This window comes from Lacticaseibacillus chiayiensis (genome assembly GCF_004123795.1).
In the GTDB taxonomy this organism is placed as follows: Bacteria; Bacillota; Bacilli; order Lactobacillales; family Lactobacillaceae; genus Lacticaseibacillus; species Lacticaseibacillus chiayiensis.
Map to the genome: position 1 here is coordinate 209,773 of NZ_MSSM01000005.1, position 18,783 is coordinate 228,555.

9 protein-coding genes and 1 pseudogene are annotated in these 18,783 nt (G+C 48.0%); all 10 read right to left on the reverse strand.

Annotated features, from left to right (window positions below):
- Positions 1 to 30 precede the first annotated feature (30 nt).
- Positions 31 to 2,694, reverse strand: coding sequence for a cation-translocating P-type ATPase (locus tag BVJ53_RS03215; protein ID WP_129301121.1), 2,664 nt, complete (start codon positions 2,692 to 2,694; stop codon positions 31 to 33).
- A 249-nt stretch (positions 2,695 to 2,943) separates the two neighbouring features.
- Positions 2,944 to 4,107: a serine hydrolase domain-containing protein gene (locus BVJ53_RS03220; RefSeq protein ID WP_129301152.1), complete on the reverse strand. Its 1,164-nt coding sequence runs from the start codon at positions 4,105 to 4,107 to the stop codon at positions 2,944 to 2,946.
- Positions 4,108 to 4,219: 112 nt separating this feature from the next.
- On the reverse strand, positions 4,220 to 5,047 hold the full coding sequence (nadE, locus tag BVJ53_RS03225; protein ID WP_129301122.1) for an ammonia-dependent NAD(+) synthetase: 828 nt from the start codon (positions 5,045 to 5,047) through the stop codon (positions 4,220 to 4,222).
- Entirely contained in the window at positions 5,047 to 6,243 is a 1,197-nt protein-coding gene (locus tag BVJ53_RS03230; RefSeq protein ID WP_129301123.1) for a serine hydrolase domain-containing protein, read from the reverse strand. Before BVJ53_RS03230 ends, nadE begins: the two co-directional genes overlap by 1 nt.
- A 1-nt stretch (position 6,244) precedes the next feature.
- The gene (locus BVJ53_RS03235; RefSeq protein ID WP_129301153.1) at positions 6,245 to 7,708 is read right to left on the reverse strand and encodes a nicotinate phosphoribosyltransferase; all 1,464 of its coding nucleotides are present in this window, start codon (positions 7,706 to 7,708) and stop codon (positions 6,245 to 6,247) included.
- 200 nt (positions 7,709 to 7,908) lie between these two features.
- On the reverse strand, positions 7,909 to 8,610 hold the full coding sequence (locus BVJ53_RS03240; RefSeq protein WP_129301124.1) for a GntR family transcriptional regulator: 702 nt from the start codon (positions 8,608 to 8,610) through the stop codon (positions 7,909 to 7,911).
- Positions 8,611 to 8,634: 24 nt separating this feature from the next.
- On the reverse strand, positions 8,635 to 9,780 hold the full coding sequence (nagA, locus tag BVJ53_RS03245; protein ID WP_129301154.1) for an N-acetylglucosamine-6-phosphate deacetylase: 1,146 nt from the start codon (positions 9,778 to 9,780) through the stop codon (positions 8,635 to 8,637).
- A gap of 109 nt (positions 9,781 to 9,889) precedes the next feature.
- Entirely contained in the window at positions 9,890 to 10,687 is a 798-nt protein-coding gene (gene proC, locus BVJ53_RS03250) for a pyrroline-5-carboxylate reductase (RefSeq protein WP_129301125.1), read from the reverse strand.
- Between the two features lie 2 nt (positions 10,688 to 10,689).
- Positions 10,690 to 12,666, reverse strand: a complete 1,977-nt coding sequence (locus tag BVJ53_RS03255) for an alpha/beta hydrolase family protein (RefSeq protein ID WP_129301126.1) — start codon at positions 12,664 to 12,666, stop codon at positions 10,690 to 10,692.
- A 428-nt stretch (positions 12,667 to 13,094) separates the two neighbouring features.
- Positions 13,095 to 18,587, reverse strand: a pseudogene (locus BVJ53_RS03260) (LPXTG cell wall anchor domain-containing protein); the annotation flags it as partial.
- Between the last annotated feature and the right edge of the window lie 196 nt (positions 18,588 to 18,783).

Sequence of the window (18,783 nt, forward strand, 5' to 3'; positions counted from 1 at the left end):
CAATTTTGTTTGTCTTATATGCTTAATGTTTTACAGGCCACGCCGCTTACGCCGAGCGCGTTCAAAGATTTTGACGATTTCGACGAGCACAATCATGGTAACACCGGCACTTAGAACCGTTAACCATTGATGCCAATCCAGCGTCGTCACGTGGAATAGTCCATTGAACCCCGGTACTAAAATCGTGACAGCCAGTAATACGAAGGATGCAAGAATTGCCCAGTTAAAGGCTTTATTTCTAAAGGCCCCAACTGTAAAGAGGCTTTGATGAATACTTTTGACGTTAAAGGCATGGAAGAGTTGAATCAAGCCTAAGGTAGCATATGCCATCGTCAAAGCGTCCGCATGCATTGCTGCTTGACCGCTGTGCACCGGATACGTGATGGCAAACCAGTAAACGCCTAGGGTCAATAAGCCTTCAAGAATACCCTGCCAGATGACCGCTGGACCCACACCGCCTGAGAAGAAGTTGGATTTACGACCACGCGGTTTTTGGTTCATAATGCCAGGTTCTGTCGGTTCAACCCCAAGAGCAATCGCCGGGAAAGTATCCGTCACCAGATTAATCCAAAGAATGTGCACCGGTGCCAGAATATCCCAACCAAGCATAGTCATCATAAACAGCGTCAGCACTTCGCCAAGGTTGGCGGACAACAGATACTGAATAGCTTTTTGAATGTTGGAAAAGACTTTCCGGCCCTCTTCAACGGCCACAACGATCGTGGCGAAGTTGTCATCAGCTAGCACCATGTCAGAGGCACCCTTGGAAACTTCTGTACCAGTGATCCCCATGCCAATTCCGATATCGGCGGCCTTCAAAGCAGGGGCATCATTAACACCATCACCGGTCATTGCAACAACTTTACCTTTTTTTTGCCAAGCGTTGACAATCCGAACTTTATGCTCCGGTGCCACTCGCGCATAAACACTGTACTTACCAACATTTTTGGCAAATTCTTCATCGCTTTGCTGGTCAAGTTCGGCCCCGGTAATGACAGCATCGTCATCGCCTTGATCAATGATCCCAAGCCGCACCGCAATTGCTTCAGCAGTATCGCGGTGATCGCCGGTAATCATCATCGGCCGAATCCCGGCTGATTTTGCTTCTGCGACCGCTGCTTCTGCTTCAGGCCGTTCCGGATCGATCATCCCGACCAAACCGGCGAAAATAAGATTGTTTTCAATTGTCTCTGAATTGACCGGTTCAGGCACCTTATCAATGACCTTATAAGCCATACCCAACACACGCAAAGCCTGCGTGGCCATATCTTTATTGGCTTTTAAAATGGCATCGCGTTCACTGTCTGACATCGGCGCCGCGTGATCACCGGTAGCCAATTCAGTTACCCGCTTGAGTAATTCATCCGGGGCGCCCTTGGTTGTCACCAGAATCTTGCCATCTGCCCGCCGATGAAGGGTCGACATTAATTTACGTTCAGAATCAAACGGTACTTCATCGATTCGCGGTTCGTCCGCCAAAGCCTGATCAAGATCAAACGATTGGGTCTTCCCATACGCCACCAGCGCGGTTTCGGTTGGATCCCCTAACAATTTTCCATCATCCTGAACCTGCGTATCATTGGCAAAATTCATAATGGTCATGAGTGGATTGCCGCCATGGATGCCGTCGCTGGCATTATTTAACTGACCATCGTAATAAACCTTTTCAACCGTCATTTTATTTTGCGTCAACGTACCAGTTTTATCACTGGCAATGATATCAGTGCTGCCTAAGGTTTCGACAGCAGGCAGTTTGCGAACCAAGGCATGGCGCTTGGCCATTTTCTGGGTTCCTAATGCCAAAATAATCGTCACAATTGCCGGTAACCCCTCAGGAATAGCCGCAACTGCCAAGGACACCGCCGTTAAGAACATTTCCGGCAGACTTGCCGCATTGCGCCAGATGCCGACCGCAAAAACAATCACTGCAATCACCAAAATCATCACAGTCAGCGTCTTGCCCAGGCTCTTAAGGTTTTCTTGAAGCGGTGTCGTCGTTTCTTCGGCGGCATTAATCATCCCGGCAATTCGTCCAACTTCAGTCTTCATCCCGGTGGCAACAACGACGCCGACACCACGGCCGTAAGTGATATTACTGTTCATGAAGGCCATATTGGTCCGGTCACCGATACCAACATCATCAGTGTCCAACGGTGCCGTGGTTTTATCAACCGGTACACTTTCACCCGTTAAGGCACTTTCTTCGATTTTTAAATTAGCGCTTTCCACCAACCGTAAATCAGCAGGAACCACATCACCAGCTTCCAGCAACACGATATCGCCGAGAACCAACTGACTGCTTGGAATCGTCAAAACCTGATCGCCACGCCGGACGTGTGCATTCGGCGTCGACATCTCCTTAAGCGCGTCAATCGCTTCTTCGGCCTTGCTTTCCTGAAAAACGCCAAAGAGGGCATTCAGTAACACAACAGCCAAAATAATCCCAGCATCTGCCCATTCACTCAACAGGAACCCGGCAATCAAAGCAGCAGCAAGCAGGACAATGATCATGAAGTCCTTGAACTGATCCAAAAAGCGCGCCAACATGCTCTTTTTTTCGGCCTGGGCCAGTTCGTTGGGCCCGTTTTCAGCCAACCGGGTTTGTGCCGTTTCTTTAGATAGTCCAGTCAATTGGGTTTGTTCTTCTTGCAGAACTTCTTGACTGCTTAATGCATATGGCGGTTTTTTTGCCAAAATAGTGCCTCCTTTTTTGTTTGGGCCGGTAGCCAAAAAGAGACTTATGGCCTACCAGCAGTAGATCCATAAGTCTCACTATTTAAGACAACACCAGACATAGCCTTGTTGGTGATGTTGTCGCAGAAAAGCTCTGCTAGTTACTCCCCTATGTTGGTTCAAGTATATCAGGTCAAAGCGGCCTTGCGCAAGCTATGTCAAAATCTCACTGCGCGCCAAAAAGTCGGAATCATTCACCTATTTTGGCAATCATCCCTTTTGCCGCAGCATTTGAAACAAACGAACGGCTTCATTGTGAAGATTGAGTGCATGTGAATTATAATTACTCAACAAAATCACCGCATCTTTGCCATCGTGGCTAATAGCAGTTGACGCCATTTGTCCGGCCACGGTGCCATTCGTTGAGTAAAAATCGGCATGATTATAAATGCCTGCCGTATAGACCCCGTCATCGCGATTGCGCAAGGCCCTTAACGCTGACAACTGCAAAACTTTTCCATCATCAATGCCCCGTAGCAATCGATACAAATCAGCAACCGTCGTATACATATTGCCAGTACCTAGCTCGCGGTTGTACCACAGTTTTGGTTCGCCAATGGATGTTTGATAAGGATTCGTTACCGGTCCCGTGTATGTCAACGAACGGTTGGCGTCTGTCAGCATTTTTGGCAAGAATCCGGTGTGCTTGAGTCCCAAACGGTCAATAATCGTACTTCTCACCTGCTGTTCGTAAGAGCGACCGGTGACCTTTTCAACCACACCAGCGAGCAAAAGGTAGTTGACTGCCTGATATGCATAGTTTCGTTGCGGCAGATAAGTGATATTGCTAATTGCCCAACGAATAATACCGGCATCGTCCATCACGTAAGGCTGATACTTTTTAAGAGCAAAACCACTACGCATATCGATCATCATGCGCAATGTAACCTGATCACCGGTTTTGATACCGGATAGATACTTGCCAACCGGATCATCTAAATGCAATTTGCCTTCTTCAGCTAGCTGCATCACGGCGACCGCAGTGACCGCTTTTTGAATCGATCCGATCTGAAACAAAGTCGTTGGCCCATTAACCCGTTTCGATGCAGCATCGGCGTAACCCACGCCGCCATTGAAAATAATCTTGCCTTGTTTGATGATCAAAGCACTGCCAATAAATTTATCGTTCTTTAAGATTTCTTTAAACGATTTACCCGCCAATGTTTCGATCGGCCGATCGAGACGCTCATCAAAATGCGTTGCTGCCATTTGCGCGGCTTCACGATGGGGCGCCTTCTCATGCCGCTGCGATAACACAGCCTTAGCCTGTCTTTCCGGAACATCTATCTTCTGTTGCCAGACAAAAGCAACGGCACCTAATAAAAGCGCACTTAATGTCACAATGCCTAACCAAAGAGCCCAACGATGACGCACCACGTCTCAACCTCCCAATGTCATGTGTACCAAAGGATACCTTAAACCAGCGCAAAAAAACAGCCATAACACCTTTAAGAACAACTTCGCTGATGTTGGCTGTCTGCCATGCTTATTTCCAAAAAGTATCAAAAACCGTAATAGGCAGATGACGCTTGTGTGCCGTCTTCTGGTACCAATGTTCGATCGTCTCGGCAGCATGGTCACTCACTTGCTTACCTTCTAGATAATCATCGATGTCCTTGTACTTAACGCCCAGAGCAACTTCATCTGGTAAAGCTGGCCGATTGTCTTCGAGATCGGCAGTTGGCGCCTTCTGATAAAGATGTGCTGGTGCTCCTAATGTCTTCAACAAAGCCGCACCTTGGCGTTTATCCAAGCGGTAAAGCGGCGTCAAATCAGCACCGCCGTCACCGAACTTGGTATAAAATCCGGTAACTGCTTCCGCCGCATGATCCGTGCCAATGACCGCACCGGACATGTTGCCGGCAATCGCATATTGGGCAATCATCCGCATCCGAGCTTTGATATTGCCCTTGTTAAAATCGGAAATAGCCGATCCATCGGCTTCCACTGCAGCGACCATAGCATCGACACTGGGTTTGATATTGACCCGTTTAACCACGTCTGCCTGCATGAAGTCAATCGCTGCCATTGCGTCTGCCTCATCGGCCTGTTCGCCATAAGGTAAGCGAATGGCAATAAATTGATAGGACTGATCGCCCGTTTCGGCGCGCATTTCTTGCATGGCCTTTTCTGTCAGCGTACCGGCAAGTGTTGAATCTTGACCGCCGGAAATCCCCAACACATAGGTTTTCAGAACCGTATTTTTCTTAAGATAGTCTTTTAAAAAATCAATACTCCGTCGAATCTCGGTTTCTGGATCAATTGTTGGCTGTACACCTAATGCTTTAATTATCTTTGCCTGTAATGGACGCATTACTTCACTCCCTTAATCATGTCACGATAAAGCGTTTGTGCTAAATTGCGCGTCACTTGATCCGTATTTGCCAGCAACACCACTGCATTTTGGCCACTGCTATCCATGACGGTAGCGGATGATTGTGCAGCTACAATGCCATGCGTCAGCGTATAGTCGCCAAAGTTATATACGCCTGCCGTGTAATGGCCTCGATTCAGATCACGCAATTTGGCAACCGCCGAACGACTGATAATCTTTCCCTGATTGATCGCCGCCATAATTTGGTATAAATCTCCGACACTGGTATAAATATTGCCGGTACCTAATTCTCGATTATAATTCAAAGATGGTTCGACGTAACGTCGCGAATAAGGATCCGCCTTGGGACCATTATAACCAAATGATTGATTCGGTTCACGATATAATTCAGGCATAAACCCTGAGTGCGTCAATTTTAACTTTTTAAATATTTCCTGTTGAATTAGGTCAGCATATAAATGACCGGTTACTTTTTCAATCACTCCGGCTAATAACACAAAATTTACCGGTTCATATGCATACCGCTTCGCACCATAATTCAAATTGGCAATCGACCAGCGAACAATGCCGGCATCTGACAGTTGTTTCGGTTGATTACGCTTCAATGAAAAACCGCTGCGCATATCCAGCATCATGCGTAACGTCACCTGCTTACCGGTCCGAATACCAGGCAAATAACGACTAATCGGATCCGTCAAGTGTACCTTGCCTTGCTCAACAAGTTTCATGAGTATGACTGCGGTAAGCCCTTTTTGAATCGAGCCGATTTGATATAGACTCTCAGGACCATTCAAACGGCCGGTTGCGGCGTCGGCATAACCCATCCCGGTGTTCAGGATCACTTTCCCGTTGCGCATCATCAAAACGGTACCGCTAAAATGATTGGCCTTCAGTTGTTTCAAAAAAGGTTGCGCTTCTGCCAGCTTGACTTGTTGCATCAGTCGTTCAGTGGTACTTGTTGACTGGCGAGTGGCATTTTGTAGACGTTGCTCAATTGCGCGATGCCGATTTAACTCAGTTTCATATTTGCGCCGGATGCGTTCTTCCTTCGCTACGGTTTGAGGGCGGACATAGAAATAATCGTAACTGGCGTAAATCGCAATGCCGATGATGAGCCCAGCGAAAAGCCCCAAAAACAGCCAGCGTATCCAACCCGTTTTTTTTGCGTGTTTCATATTATTCCTCGCGGTCAGCAACAGCCGATTTCACTTTTTTAATTAAGTCCATCTTGTTATCCCACACCCGCTGCGATAAGTCGACTGGATAGTCTTGCGGATTCAGAATGCGTCGATATTCATCCCACAAAGCATTGGTACTGCGCGTGGCATAGGCTTGAACCTCGGCGAGCGGCGGCGTTTGATAAACCTGTTTCCCTCGATCATAAATCAGCTGTAGCAATGGCTTGGCTTCAAAGTTTTTAACCGTTTTATTGATGTATGGAAAGTTGGGATGGAACATGTAAAGGCTACGATCTGTGTCAATCTGCTCGTCGGCCAATGCAACGTAATCGCCTTCCGACTTACCATCATCCCGGCGCGTGATCCGCCAAACCTGTTTTTTGCCTGGTGTCGACACCTTTTCAGCGTTATTTGACAGCTTAATCGTGTCACGCATGTTACCGCTGGCGTCTTCAATCGAAACGAGTTTAAACACGGCGCCTAAAGCCGGCTGATCATATGCGGTGATCAATCGCGTACCAACACCCCAGATGTCGATTTTGGCACCTTGCATTTTCAGGTTTTGAATCGTGTTTTCATCAAGATCATTCGATGCATAAATCTTCGCCGAAGTGTACCCGGCATCGTCTAATTGCTGACGAACACGCTTGGAAATAAATGCCATATCGCCGCTGTCAATCCGCACCCCAAGAAAGTTGATACGGCCTTTGAACTCGTTGGCCACTTTGATTGCCGCGGGAACACCGGAACGTAGTGTGTCATAGGTATCAACTAAGAAAACCACGTCCTTGTTGCTCTGTGCATAAGCCTTAAAGGCATCATAGTCGTTGCCATAAGCCTGAACTAGCGAGTGGGCGTGGGTGCCACTAATCGGGATACCGAATTCTTTACCGGCCAGAACATTGCTCGTCGCATTAAAACCGCCAATGTAAGCCGCACGGGTACCCCACAACGCGGCTGCGGTTTCCTGCGCCCGGCGCGTGCCAAATTCCATCAAGGGGTCGGCACCGGCAACGCTGCGAATCCGCGCCGCCTTAGTCGCAACAAGTGTTTGATAATTAATCATGTTCAAAACGGCGGTTTCAACTAGTTGTGCCTGCGCCAATGGTCCTTCAATCTGCCAAATCGGTTCATTGTTGAAAACCAGATCACCTTCTAAAGCCGATCGCACCGTGCAGCTAAATTTAAACTTTCGCAAGTAATCGATAAACGCATCTGAATAATTTGTCTGCGCCTGAAGATACGCCAAATCATCTTCGGAAAAGCTGAGATGGTTCAGGTAATCCATCACATGCTCCAACCCGGCGAATACGGCAAATCCCGAACCAAATGGTAACTCCCGAAAGAAAACCTCAAATACAGCATGACGTTCATTGATACCTCTTTCAAAAAAGGTATTCATCATATTCAGTTCATAAAAATCGGTGTGGAGTGTCAGTCCTTCACCCAATTGCGTAGCCATCATCTTTCCCCTTCCAGCAGCATACAATAAACGACGTACGTTAACTTTTGAGCAACTAATTCAATCATATAAGTAATGATTATATACCACTGTAGGCTGCTTTGCAGGAAGCACATCATGCCAATTTTCTCATCATTGCAAAAGGCCAGAAAACAATAAAATTTGTTCTCTGGCCCTTTAGTCACGCTAATACTGATTCGTTACCGTTCTAGATAAAACTCAAACCGTTCGCCAACATACTGGGTACGGACGTATTCAAATGGTGTGCCGTCGTTCAAGAACGACACCTGTCGCAACCGCAGAATTGCATCGCCACGCTTGATCGCCAAGTATTCGGAAATCCGCTCGCTGGCTAACATCGCGCTGACAGTTTGTTGTGCGCCGCCAAGAACGTAACCGCCTTTTTTCTCTAAAGTGTGATAAAAACTAGCCGTCATTTCCTTTTTGGTGAAGTTCTTGACCAAATCGTACGGCACGGCAGCTGTTTCAAAGCTGATCGGCACCTTGTCGGCATAGCGAATTCGTTCCATTCGCAGCACTTGTTCCGCTGGGGCCAGTTTCAGCTTTTCAACTTCGGAGCTGGTTGGCTGGGCCACATGATAAGATACCGTTTTACTGGACGGCACCTTACCTTGGGCCTGCATCAAATCCGTGAAACTAGTTACGCCGGACATTTTTTCCTGAACTTTTTGATTCGCAACATACGTTCCGGAACCCACGCGCCGCTCTAAAATGCCTTCGTCGACTAAAGTTTGAATGGCCTGCCGCAACGTCATTCGAGAAACATTAAACGTCACCGCGAGATCGCGTTCGGAAGGAATACGATCGCCGACCTGCCATTTGCCGGCTTCGATATCAGCCCGAATCGCGTTATGAATTTGAATATAAACCGGTAACTCCATCAATCATCATCTCCAATACGTGGTTCAGTCTTCAGTATCATGTTTGACGCCATAACTGTAAGTGGCAACGAGATCATGGTTGCGATCCAACATGTTAATGTCGGCATCCTTACCTACTTCAAGAGTTCCCTTGGACGTTAGATTGAATTCACGGGCCTGATTGACTGACGACATTTCAACTGCATCAAACAAAGAGGCGTCCATGAAGCTCATCGCATTTTTAAAGGCATCCTTGTACATCAAAACGGAACCGGCAAGCGTACCATCAGCTAGTCGCGCCTGTTTGTCTTTAACATACACCGTCTGTCCGCCTAATTCACTTTTTCCTTCCGGCATTCCTTTGCTGCGCATTGAATCAGTAACCAATTCAATCCGTTCCGGACCTTTTTGATCAAAGGCCAGGCGCAACATGTCAGGCACAATATGGAAGCCATCGCAGATTAATTCACAATACATATTGTCTTCGAGCATTGCATGACCGGTAACGCCAGGTTCACGGTGGCGTAACCCACGCTGCGCATTGTATAGATGGGTCACATGGGTCGCTTTGCTTTGCAGCATCTGTTCGCGCGTCGCATTACTGTGACCGACTGATGGCACAATGTTGTGCGCTAACAGATAATCTTCAAATTCGCGGGAACCTTCATCTTCCGGTGCGTAAGTGATCAACCTAACCAGACCGCCGGATAACTCCTGCCATTGCTTCACTAAATCGATATTTGGGTTCTTGATATATTCTTCTGGTTGTGCGCCCTTGAAGACCTTGCTAATGAAAGGACCTTCGAGGTGGACACCTTGGATAATACGGTTGCGTTCAGCTGCCTGTTTCACGCCGCGCATCGCCTTATCAATATTCTCGGTTGATTGTGTCATCGTGGTAGCAAAAAGAGTGGTCACCCCTTCGTGCGTCATCATCTTAGTGGCCATTTCATCGATCTGGTCCACATCACCATCCATGGCATCAAAGCCATAACCGCCGTGAGCATGGACATCAATGAATCCCGGTATCAACGTTTTACCTTGAACGTCAACGACCTGTTCACCAGCTTGAGCCTTGTAATCAAACATATCGCCAACTGCCAGAATCTTGTCGTCAAAACGGATATACCCATCTTCAATGCGTTCCAATCCTGTATAAATTGTTGCGTGTTTCAACACCGTAACCGTCACAATACCACTCCTAATCATTTAATGTCCTGACTATCACTAACCAGTATAACCGGTATAGACCAGAGTTTCAAGGTGGCCTACCTCGTATTTACAGGAAGTTTAACTATTTTCATCCTTGACGGTCCTTGGTAATCGTTGCGTCGACACCTTTTACCACAGCGGACATCAACCCGGCTTCTTCCATGGCCAGCAATCCGGCAACAGTGGTACCGCCTGGGCTGGATACCTGATCAATCAAGTCAAAAGGTGATTGTGTGCTTGCCAAAACATTTTTGGCACTACCCATGACGGCTTGTGCAGCAATTGCAGTCGCCTCATTCTTTTCCAGTCCGTACTTAACGCCGGCACGGGCAAGACTATCGATGAACAAATACACAAACGCCGGAGAAGAACCTGCCAGTGCCACAAACGTTGAAAATTGGTCTTCAGGCAGCGACATGGTTTTGCCCAAAACATTCAGTAAATCCAACAACCCATCCAATTGGCCAGCCACCGCATCATTCGCGGCGTAAGCAATCATGCCGGCATTAATTGCAACATTTACGTTCGGCATGATCCGCAAAATCGGCTGATTCTGATTGCTCAGTGCCTTTTCTAACGTCGCAAGCGAAACGCCGGTTAGCATTGAAACCACGGGCACGCGGCGTCTTTTCAAGGTCGTTCCGATGCTACTTAAAATCGGCGCACCCAGTTTCGGCGCGACAGCCAAGAAAACAACGTCGGCGGCTTCGGCAACAGCCTGATTGCTGTCTAAAGCTTTGACGCCGACTTTGGCTGCATAGGGTTCATAATGCAGCGGGTGGCCACCGTGAACGACGATGTCCGCTGGGGCGATGGCCTTTTTGGTTAATAATCCGCTAATGATCGCTTGCGCCATGTTGCCGGCTCCGATAAATCCAATTGTCATCCTTATTCTCCTTTAGCTTCTTGCTTTGATTGGTGGGCATCAAACCAGTCCGTAATCGCGGTTAGACGCGCCATCCGTAAGTTAGGGAGTCCGTTGCGCGATAAGTCATGATTTGATTTCGGGAAACGCATAAATTTGGTTTCAACTCCATGTAGTTTCAACCCGATATAGAATTCTTCCCCCTGACCAATTGGACACCGTTGATCATCCTCGCTGTGCATCACCAATGTCGGTGTTTTGGCAAAATCGATATGTGCCAGTGGCGAGAATTCCCAAAGGCCCTGCACATCTGATAAATCGCCAGTCCACTTACCTTCCAGCTCCCAAGGTGTGAAATAATAACCAATATCGCTGGTACCATACATACTTAACCAGTTGGCAATCGAGCGTTGGGTAACAGCCGCTTTAAAGCGATGCGTGTGGGTCACAATCCAGTTGGTCATGAAGCCGCCATACGAACCACCGGCAACAAATAAGCGCTCAGGGTCGATGGTTGTATCCAGTTTCAAGGCCTCATCAACCGCTGCCAGGCAATCTTTATAGTCATCCTGGCCGTAATGCTTAATAACCGCTGCCGTAAACGCTTCGCCATAACCTAATCCGCCCCGTGGGTTGGGACAAATAACGCCATACCCTTTTGCTGCGAGATACTGCATTTCGTGAAAGAACGTGTAGCCGTAACCGACTGCCGGCCCACCATGCACATATAAAATGGCCGGATGCGATGCAGTTGCTTTTTGTGGTGGGAAATACCAGCCCTCAATTTCAAAACCAGCACGATTAAAGTTAAAGGTTTCTGGCGTTACCAATCCGAGCGAGCGGGTAATCCGCCGATTTGGATCATATAAAACCATTTCCTCTTCGGTGGCCAGATCAAAGTACATCAGCCGACTCGGGATGGTCATGGTGCTTTCAGTGAACACAACCCCGCGATGATCAGGTGTCAAAGTAAAATCGGTCACATGACGCCGACCCTCAATCAACGGCGTCAAGCGCTCATCCGGTCCTCCAGCATACAAGCTGGTCTTCCCATGATCAAAACCAATCGTCAAATAATAATCCGTCGTAACAAAATCGGCCACTTTTCCTGATAAGTCCTGCTGAAAGTCACCATTGACATAACCAGGAATGTCAAAATCAACATCATCGGCAACGTCCTGTAGTTTCTGGCTCGCTAAATCGTAATGCCACAAGTGCCCCTGCGACACATTAGGCAAATGATTGTCAGAACCATACAACAACAATTGTTGCGAATCCGCTGAAAAGGCTGCAGGGGTTAGCTCGGCTTGCGGTAAGTGGTCATTCACCATTGTCACTTGCTTAGTGGTTAAATCGAGCAAATAGGTGGCTTGGCTAAAATCGTTAGGATCATCTGGTAAACGTTCCGCCGCAAATGCAATTTTTTGACCATCAGGCGCGATCGCACCAACTTGAAAGTCATGTTGGCGTTGCATCACGATATGGCTAGTTTTTTGCCGCCGTTGTTGCACCCGCAACTCATAGGTTACGTTTTCCGGCAACAGGCCAACACCATTGAGCTTGTACTGCGCGCGCGTGACCGTCACCGGATGTGGTCGTTTAGCGTCTGACAGCTTCTTTTTAGCGCCAATCGTTGTTTGAAGAAAAACAGCCTGGCTATCGGGCTGCCATCCGAAATCCGTCACGTCTTCTTTTTCTGCAGATAACTGATGTGCTACGCCGCCATCAACTGCTTGCAGGAAAACCTGCGTTGTTTTGTCTGCGGCTTGGCTCAGAAACGCCAGCCATTGCTGATCAGGGCTTAGTTTAGGATGTCGATCGTGCTTTTGATCGGTTCCATAAACCGTCACCTGACCACGCGGGTTTACGAAACAAATCCGCTGATAATAGGTATTGTCCACTTCTGAAATACGGTTTTCCTGAAAAAAATAACCGCGATTTGTTGCAATCGGATACGATAACGATACCAATTTGAAAAGATCCGTTGCTTTTAATGCCATGCAATCACACCCTTCATTGTCTTGCTTTAAGCGTAGCGGTTGGGCTATACCGTGTCAAACTACTGGACCGGTGAAACTGAAAAACTTTTGATGATGGATGGGCCAGGCCATAGTTTCAGTCAAATGTTTCCATTTCGTCCAATGCTGAGAAGACCCACCAGCAAGTACAAAACCGCCAGGCCGAGTCCCCCCTCTGCCCTCTGATGGCTCCGCTTTGACACTAGTAATTAAAACTTTTGTCAATTAATGATGATGAAACAAAAGGCGCCCACAACTTCGACATGTCAAAATTGCGGGCGTCCTTATAATGTGTCACTTCATGATGAACTATCTTTTTGGGTTAACTGCTTCTTGCTGCTTGGAGAGTTCAAGGTATCATGCCTGACAACTTTCGTTCAAATAGCTGTTTAACGTGATTGCTTCTTCTTTTTACCGAAGAACAATCCGGACCCTAAGCTTAACAACGCTCCTAGCATGACTGCCCATAGCGATTGCTGCTCACCGGTTTTAGGAAAATGACCCTGTTTCGGTGCCGGCTGAGCCTTGGTGACAGGTGCTTTTTTCTTAAGTTGCGGTGCCGGTTTGCCGGCGTGGTATTGGGCATCGATGCCTTTGATCCCCTCAGCTTTTGCCTGATCGATCGCAGCGGCACTGACAGCAGCATCAATGGCCTGCTTGGCTTTGACTGCTTGTGTTTCAACAGCCTGCTTTTGGTCAGCCTTTTGCGCATCGGTCAAAAAGGCATCACGTTCGATCATGACAATCACTTTGGAAGCTTCGACGTCAATAGCCTGTTTCGCTTCATCCCGCCGAACTGTTACGGCAACACCGGACTGATGCTGGGCCTCAATGACCTCAATCCCGTCAGTCTTGGCTTGATCAATGGCATCGGCATCGGTAGCTGTCTCGATCGCCTCCTTTGCTTTGGCGCCCTGTGTTGCGACAGTCTGCTTTTGCGTTGCTTTTTGCGCTTCAGTCAGTGTGGCGTCTTGATCGATCGCTTTGACCACTTTGGCCGCTTCGGCATCAATGGCAGCTTTTGCGTCAGCTTTGCGCGTTTCTAACGATGTGCCGGATTGATGAGCGGCATCAATGGTTTTCAGATCATTAGCGACGACCTGATCAACACGGTCTGCATCCCGAGCCTGATCAACTGCGGCCTTCACTTTGTCTGCTGCATTGATGGCCGCTTGCTTCTGCTTAGCCTTTTCAGCGCTGGTCAGCGTCACGTCACGATCGATGGCATCAATCACCTGGGTAGCATGATCATCAATTGATTGCTTTGCCGCATCTTTGCGCGTTGCGACCGCTGTGCCTGCTTGGTGTTGAGCATCAATAGTCTTAATACCGTCAGCTTTGTCTTGATCGACAGCATCAGCATCCGTTGCAGCATCGATCGCCTGCTTCGCTTTAGCCGCTTCGGCAACCACTGCCTGCTTCTGAGCGGCTTTTTCGGCGGCTGTCAGCGTAGCATCTTGCTCAACGTTGGCAGTTACCTTGGCCGCTGTTGTATCAATCGCGGTCTTAGCTGCTTGTTGCCGTGTGTTTAAAGCAGTTCCTGACTGATGTTGCGCGTCAATCGCTTGAATGCCCTGCGTTACCGATTGGTTGATCTGATCGACATCTTTAGCCTGTTTAATGGCTTGCTTGGCCTTAATGGCTTCAGCCGCAACTGCCTGTTTTTGGGCAATTTTTTCAGCGGTGGTCAAGGTGACGTCCTGATCGATGGCTTGACTGATTTTGACAGCTTCGGCATCAATGGCTTTTTCCGCCACTTGCTTATGACTCTTTAAAGTGGCATCTGCCTGGTGTTGCTCATCAATGTGTTTGATACCGCGGGTTTTTACTTGATTAATTTTATCAGCATCAGTTGCCTTGTTGAGCGCTTTTTTCTCTCGCTTCAACTCATCTTCAACAGCATGTTTCTGCATCGCTTTTTTAGTGTTGGTCAATGTGACGTCGTGGTCAATGACTTTCATGATTTTAACGGCCTCGGCTTCAAGCGCTTTTTCGGCATCAGCTTGACGCTTCGCCAAATCCGTGCCGGACTGGTGTTGGGCATCAATGGTCTGAATGCCAGTCGTCTTGGCTTGATCAACGGCATCTGCATTTGATGCTTGATCGATCGCTGCTTTGGCTTTGACAGCTTCATCAGCAACTGATTGCTTTTGAGCAGCTTTTTGATCGCCTGTCAGGGTCACATCTTGGTCAATGGCCTGATTAACCTTGGTAGTTTCGGCATCAATCGCTTGGTTGGCGTTGGCCTGCCGCGTCGCCAAAAGCTTACCAGACTGATGAATGCTATCAATTGCTTGAATGCCGGCAGCTTCTGCCTGATTAACGTCATCAATATTCTGAGCTTTAGCAATGGCATCTTTAGCAACAGTCGCTTTGTCAGCCACAGCTTGCTTTTGTGTAGCTTTTTCCGGGGCGGTTAACGTCACGTCTTGATCAATAGCATCTGCTTCCAGCACTGCTTCGGCGTCGATAGCTTTTTGCGCTTCGGTTTTGCGGGTGGCTAAATCCGTGCCGGACTGGTGCTGGGCATCAATAGCCTGGGTCCCGTCAGCCTGAATGGTCACAACTCCTTCAGCATCCTGCGCACCATCAATCGCCGCTTTGGCTTTTGCTGCTTCATTAACAACGTTTTGCTTTTGCGTCTGCTTTTCGGCGGCAGTCAAAGTGATGTCCTGATCAATATCATTGGCAATCTTTGCTGCTTCTGCGTCAATGACTTTCTTGGCGTCATCTTTACGGGTTGCCAACGCGGTACCAGCTTGATGCTGATCAGCAATATGCTTGCTTCCATTGGCAATCGCCTGATCAACCGCATCGGCACCTTGCGCAGTGTCAATCGCCTGTTTTGCCTTGTCTGCCGCATCATTAACTGCTTGCTTCTGGGCATCCTTGTCGGCGTTTGTCAGCGTCACATCCTGGTCAATCGCTTGGGCAACCTTTTTAGCGTCATCGGCAATCGCCTTTTTGGCATCACTCCGGCGATCAGCTAAGGTTTTGCCAGTTTGGTGTTGATCAGCAATAGCTTTAATGCCGTCTACCTTCGCCTGGTCAACCATATCCGCACTCTTCCCAGCGTCGATAGCAGTTTTAGCTTTCGTCACTTCATCAGCCACTGCCTGTTTCTGTGCTTGCTTCATGGCCGTTGTCAAGGTGGCATCGCGATCAATGGCATCACGAATCTTTTCAGCCTGGGCATTAATCGCTTGCTTGGCATCGTCTTTACGAACGTCCAAAGCTGTCCCGAGCTGATGTTGCGCGTTGATTTGCTTCACACCATCATTTTGCGCCTGATCGATCGCATCGGCATCTTTAGCTGCATCAATCGACACTTTTGCCTTTGTTGCTTCATCCGTCACCGCTTGTTTTTGCAATGCTTTGTCGGCAACGGTCAATGTCGCATCCTGATCAATCGCCGCAGCAACTTTAGCGGCAGCAGCGTCAATTGCGTGTTTGGCATTGGCCTTGTGGGTATCTAAAAGTGTCCTTGACTGATGGGCGCCGGCAATGGCTTTAAGGCCATCGTCTTTAACTTGGTCAACGGTATCAGCATCACCTGCCGCATCAATGGCGTTTTTAGCGGTGGTTGCAGCATTGGCAGCTGCCTGCTTTTGCGCGGTCTTTTCAGCGCCAGTCAATGTAACATCGTGATCGATGGTTTGGTTAACTTTCGTGAGTTCGGCATCGATCGCTTGCTTAGCATCGGTTTTGCGTGTGTCTAATAGCATACCCGACTGGTGGACGCTATCAATTGCCTTGATCCCATCTGCTTCGGCTTGATTAACCCCATCCATATCTTGCGCTTTGATAATGGCATCTTTAGCGGCAGTCGCTTTGTCTTTAATGGCTTGTTTCTGAATCGCTTTCTCGCTGCTAATCAAGGTCACATCTTGATCAATGACATCTGTTTCCAATGTCGCTTCGGCATCAATCGCCTTTTGTGCCTCAGCTTTGCGAACAGCCAGATCTGTGCCGGCCTGGTGCTGATCATCAACGGCCTTAATGCCGTCAGATTGGATCTGAATCACACCATCAGCATCTTTAGCAGCGTCAAGCGCACTTTTGACCTTGGCAGCCTCATCGTCAACGGCCTGCTTTTGAGTCTTTTTTTCAGCGGCAGTCAAGGTGACATCTTGATCAATGTCTCCCTTAACATTCGCAGCTTCGTCATCAATCGCTTGCTTGGCAGTTGCTTTTTGCTTGGTCAACGCTATGCCGAACTGATGTTGCCCATCGATGGCTTTGATGCCGTCTGCTTGTTTTTGATCTGCTTCATCTGCGTCTTTAGCTTGTTCAATGGCAGTCTTTGCCTTCGCAGCAGCATCCAAAACAGCTTGTTTCTGTGTCTTCTTTTCAGCTGCCGTTAAGGTTGAATCTTGATCAATCGCCGCGTTAGCTTTGGCTGCTTCATCATCAATCGCCTGTTTGGCTTTAGCTTGGCGATCCGGCAAAGCGGTGCCAGCGTGATGCTGATCATCAATGGCCTTAATGCCGTCTGCTTTGGTTTGAATCAAGTGATCCATGTCCTGCGCCTTGTCAATGGCAGCTTTGGCGTTATCGGCTTCTTTGGTAACGGCTTGTTTTTGCGTCTGCTTATCGGCTGTCGTTAAGGTGATGTCTTGATCAATCGCTTTGTTGGCTTTGGCCGCTTCATCATCAATTGCCTGTTTGGCTTGTTCTTTTTGCTTATCAAAATCAGCTCTGGACTGATGTTGATCATCAATGGCTTTGCTTCCGTCTGTCGTTGCCTGATTGATGGCTTCAATTGTCTGGGCCAGATCGATCGCAGTTTTTGCCTTGACCGCTTCATCGGCAGCCGCTTGCTTTTGCGCGTCTTTTTCAGGCGTTGCCAGCGTCGTATCCTGGTCAATGGCTGCCGTCACCTGAGCAACCTTATCGTTGATGTTCTTCTTGGCATTGGCTTTGCGCAAATCCAATGACTTGCCAGATCTGTGTTGTGCGTCAATCGTCGCAATACCTGCAGCTTTTGCCTGCTTAACGCCGTTGTCATCTTGTGCTTGGTCGACAACAGTCTTCGCTTTGGCTGTTTCAGCGGCTACGGCATCTTTTTGCGTTTTCTTTTCGCTGGCATCTAAGGTCGGATCACTGTCAATCTTGGCAGCGACTGTAGCGGCCTCGTCGTCGAGATCGGTTTTGGCTTGCTCTTTGTGCGCACCAGTGACCACTTGCGGCAAGACCTTTGCAAAGTCTTCATCAACCTTGACTTGGTCGATTTTTTTCTTGGCTTCATCCTGAACCGCTTTGGAATCCGTGGCGACGTCGGCAACGGCTTTCTTTTTCATCGACTCAAGCAACTTGGCGTTTAACGCCGGCCCGAAGTCTTTATATTCGAGAACCCGAGTTGAATCCCATGCAGGCCGAACTGGCTTTAAACCTTTCAACCGACTGCTTTCCATTTGAACGGCGATCCAGTCGTCAGGCGTGATCTTATGCGCCTGCATATAAATCACGGCATCCGCTGTCCCGCCGACACGCGTTCGAACATCCCATTGGTGCGTAAACTGATGAGTCATCGGATCCATGTGATTGATAACCGCTGTATCTAAACCATCAGGTGAGATCACGACTCGTTTAACTTTGCCTTCCAGTTCGTCATTAAAAGAATACGAGAACTTCAGATAACGATCCAAGCCACCGGCAATATTTGCTGAGCCAAAACGAATCGGAATTTTAAACGTATCCGTTTTTTGATCATACTCAATGGTGTCATTGCTGTACTGAAATGTGATGCTGTCCACGACTCTTTTATAAGCAATACTATCACCGCCGATAAAGACGTTGCCGCTTTGTGGCTTAACGGCCGCTTGCACCACAATGGTTGAATCCCAAAGACCAATTGTGACAATGCCGGTCGCCAAAAAGAATGTTAATTTTCCTTTGTTCAATTTGTCGTCGCTCCCCTTCTTGCTAGCCTCCAAAACAGCGCGCATTTAAACGTTTTGTTTATTATTAAAAAAATAATTTTATGATCGTCTTTCAATTGTCAATGCGTCACTGTTGAAATAAATATCACTGTGTTGCTATAATTCATAACGATTCGAATGTTGTTCTGGCAACACGCAAATTAGTATAAATAATTCA

Coding starts and splice junctions, on each gene's coding strand:
- BVJ53_RS03230 (WP_129301123.1), bottom strand. CDS start 6,243: ATGAAACACGCAAAAAAAACGGGTTGGATACGCTGGCTGTTTTTGGGG.
- BVJ53_RS03240 (WP_129301124.1), bottom strand. CDS start 8,610: ATGGAGTTACCGGTTTATATTCAAATTCATAACGCGATTCGGGCTGAT.
- BVJ53_RS03235 (WP_129301153.1), bottom strand. CDS start 7,708: ATGGCTACGCAATTGGGTGAAGGACTGACACTCCACACCGATTTTTAT.
- nadE (WP_129301122.1), bottom strand. CDS start 5,047: ATGCGTCCATTACAGGCAAAGATAATTAAAGCATTAGGTGTACAGCCA.
- proC (WP_129301125.1), bottom strand. CDS start 10,687: ATGACAATTGGATTTATCGGAGCCGGCAACATGGCGCAAGCGATCATT.
- BVJ53_RS03255 (WP_129301126.1), bottom strand. CDS start 12,666: ATGGCATTAAAAGCAACGGATCTTTTCAAATTGGTATCGTTATCGTAT.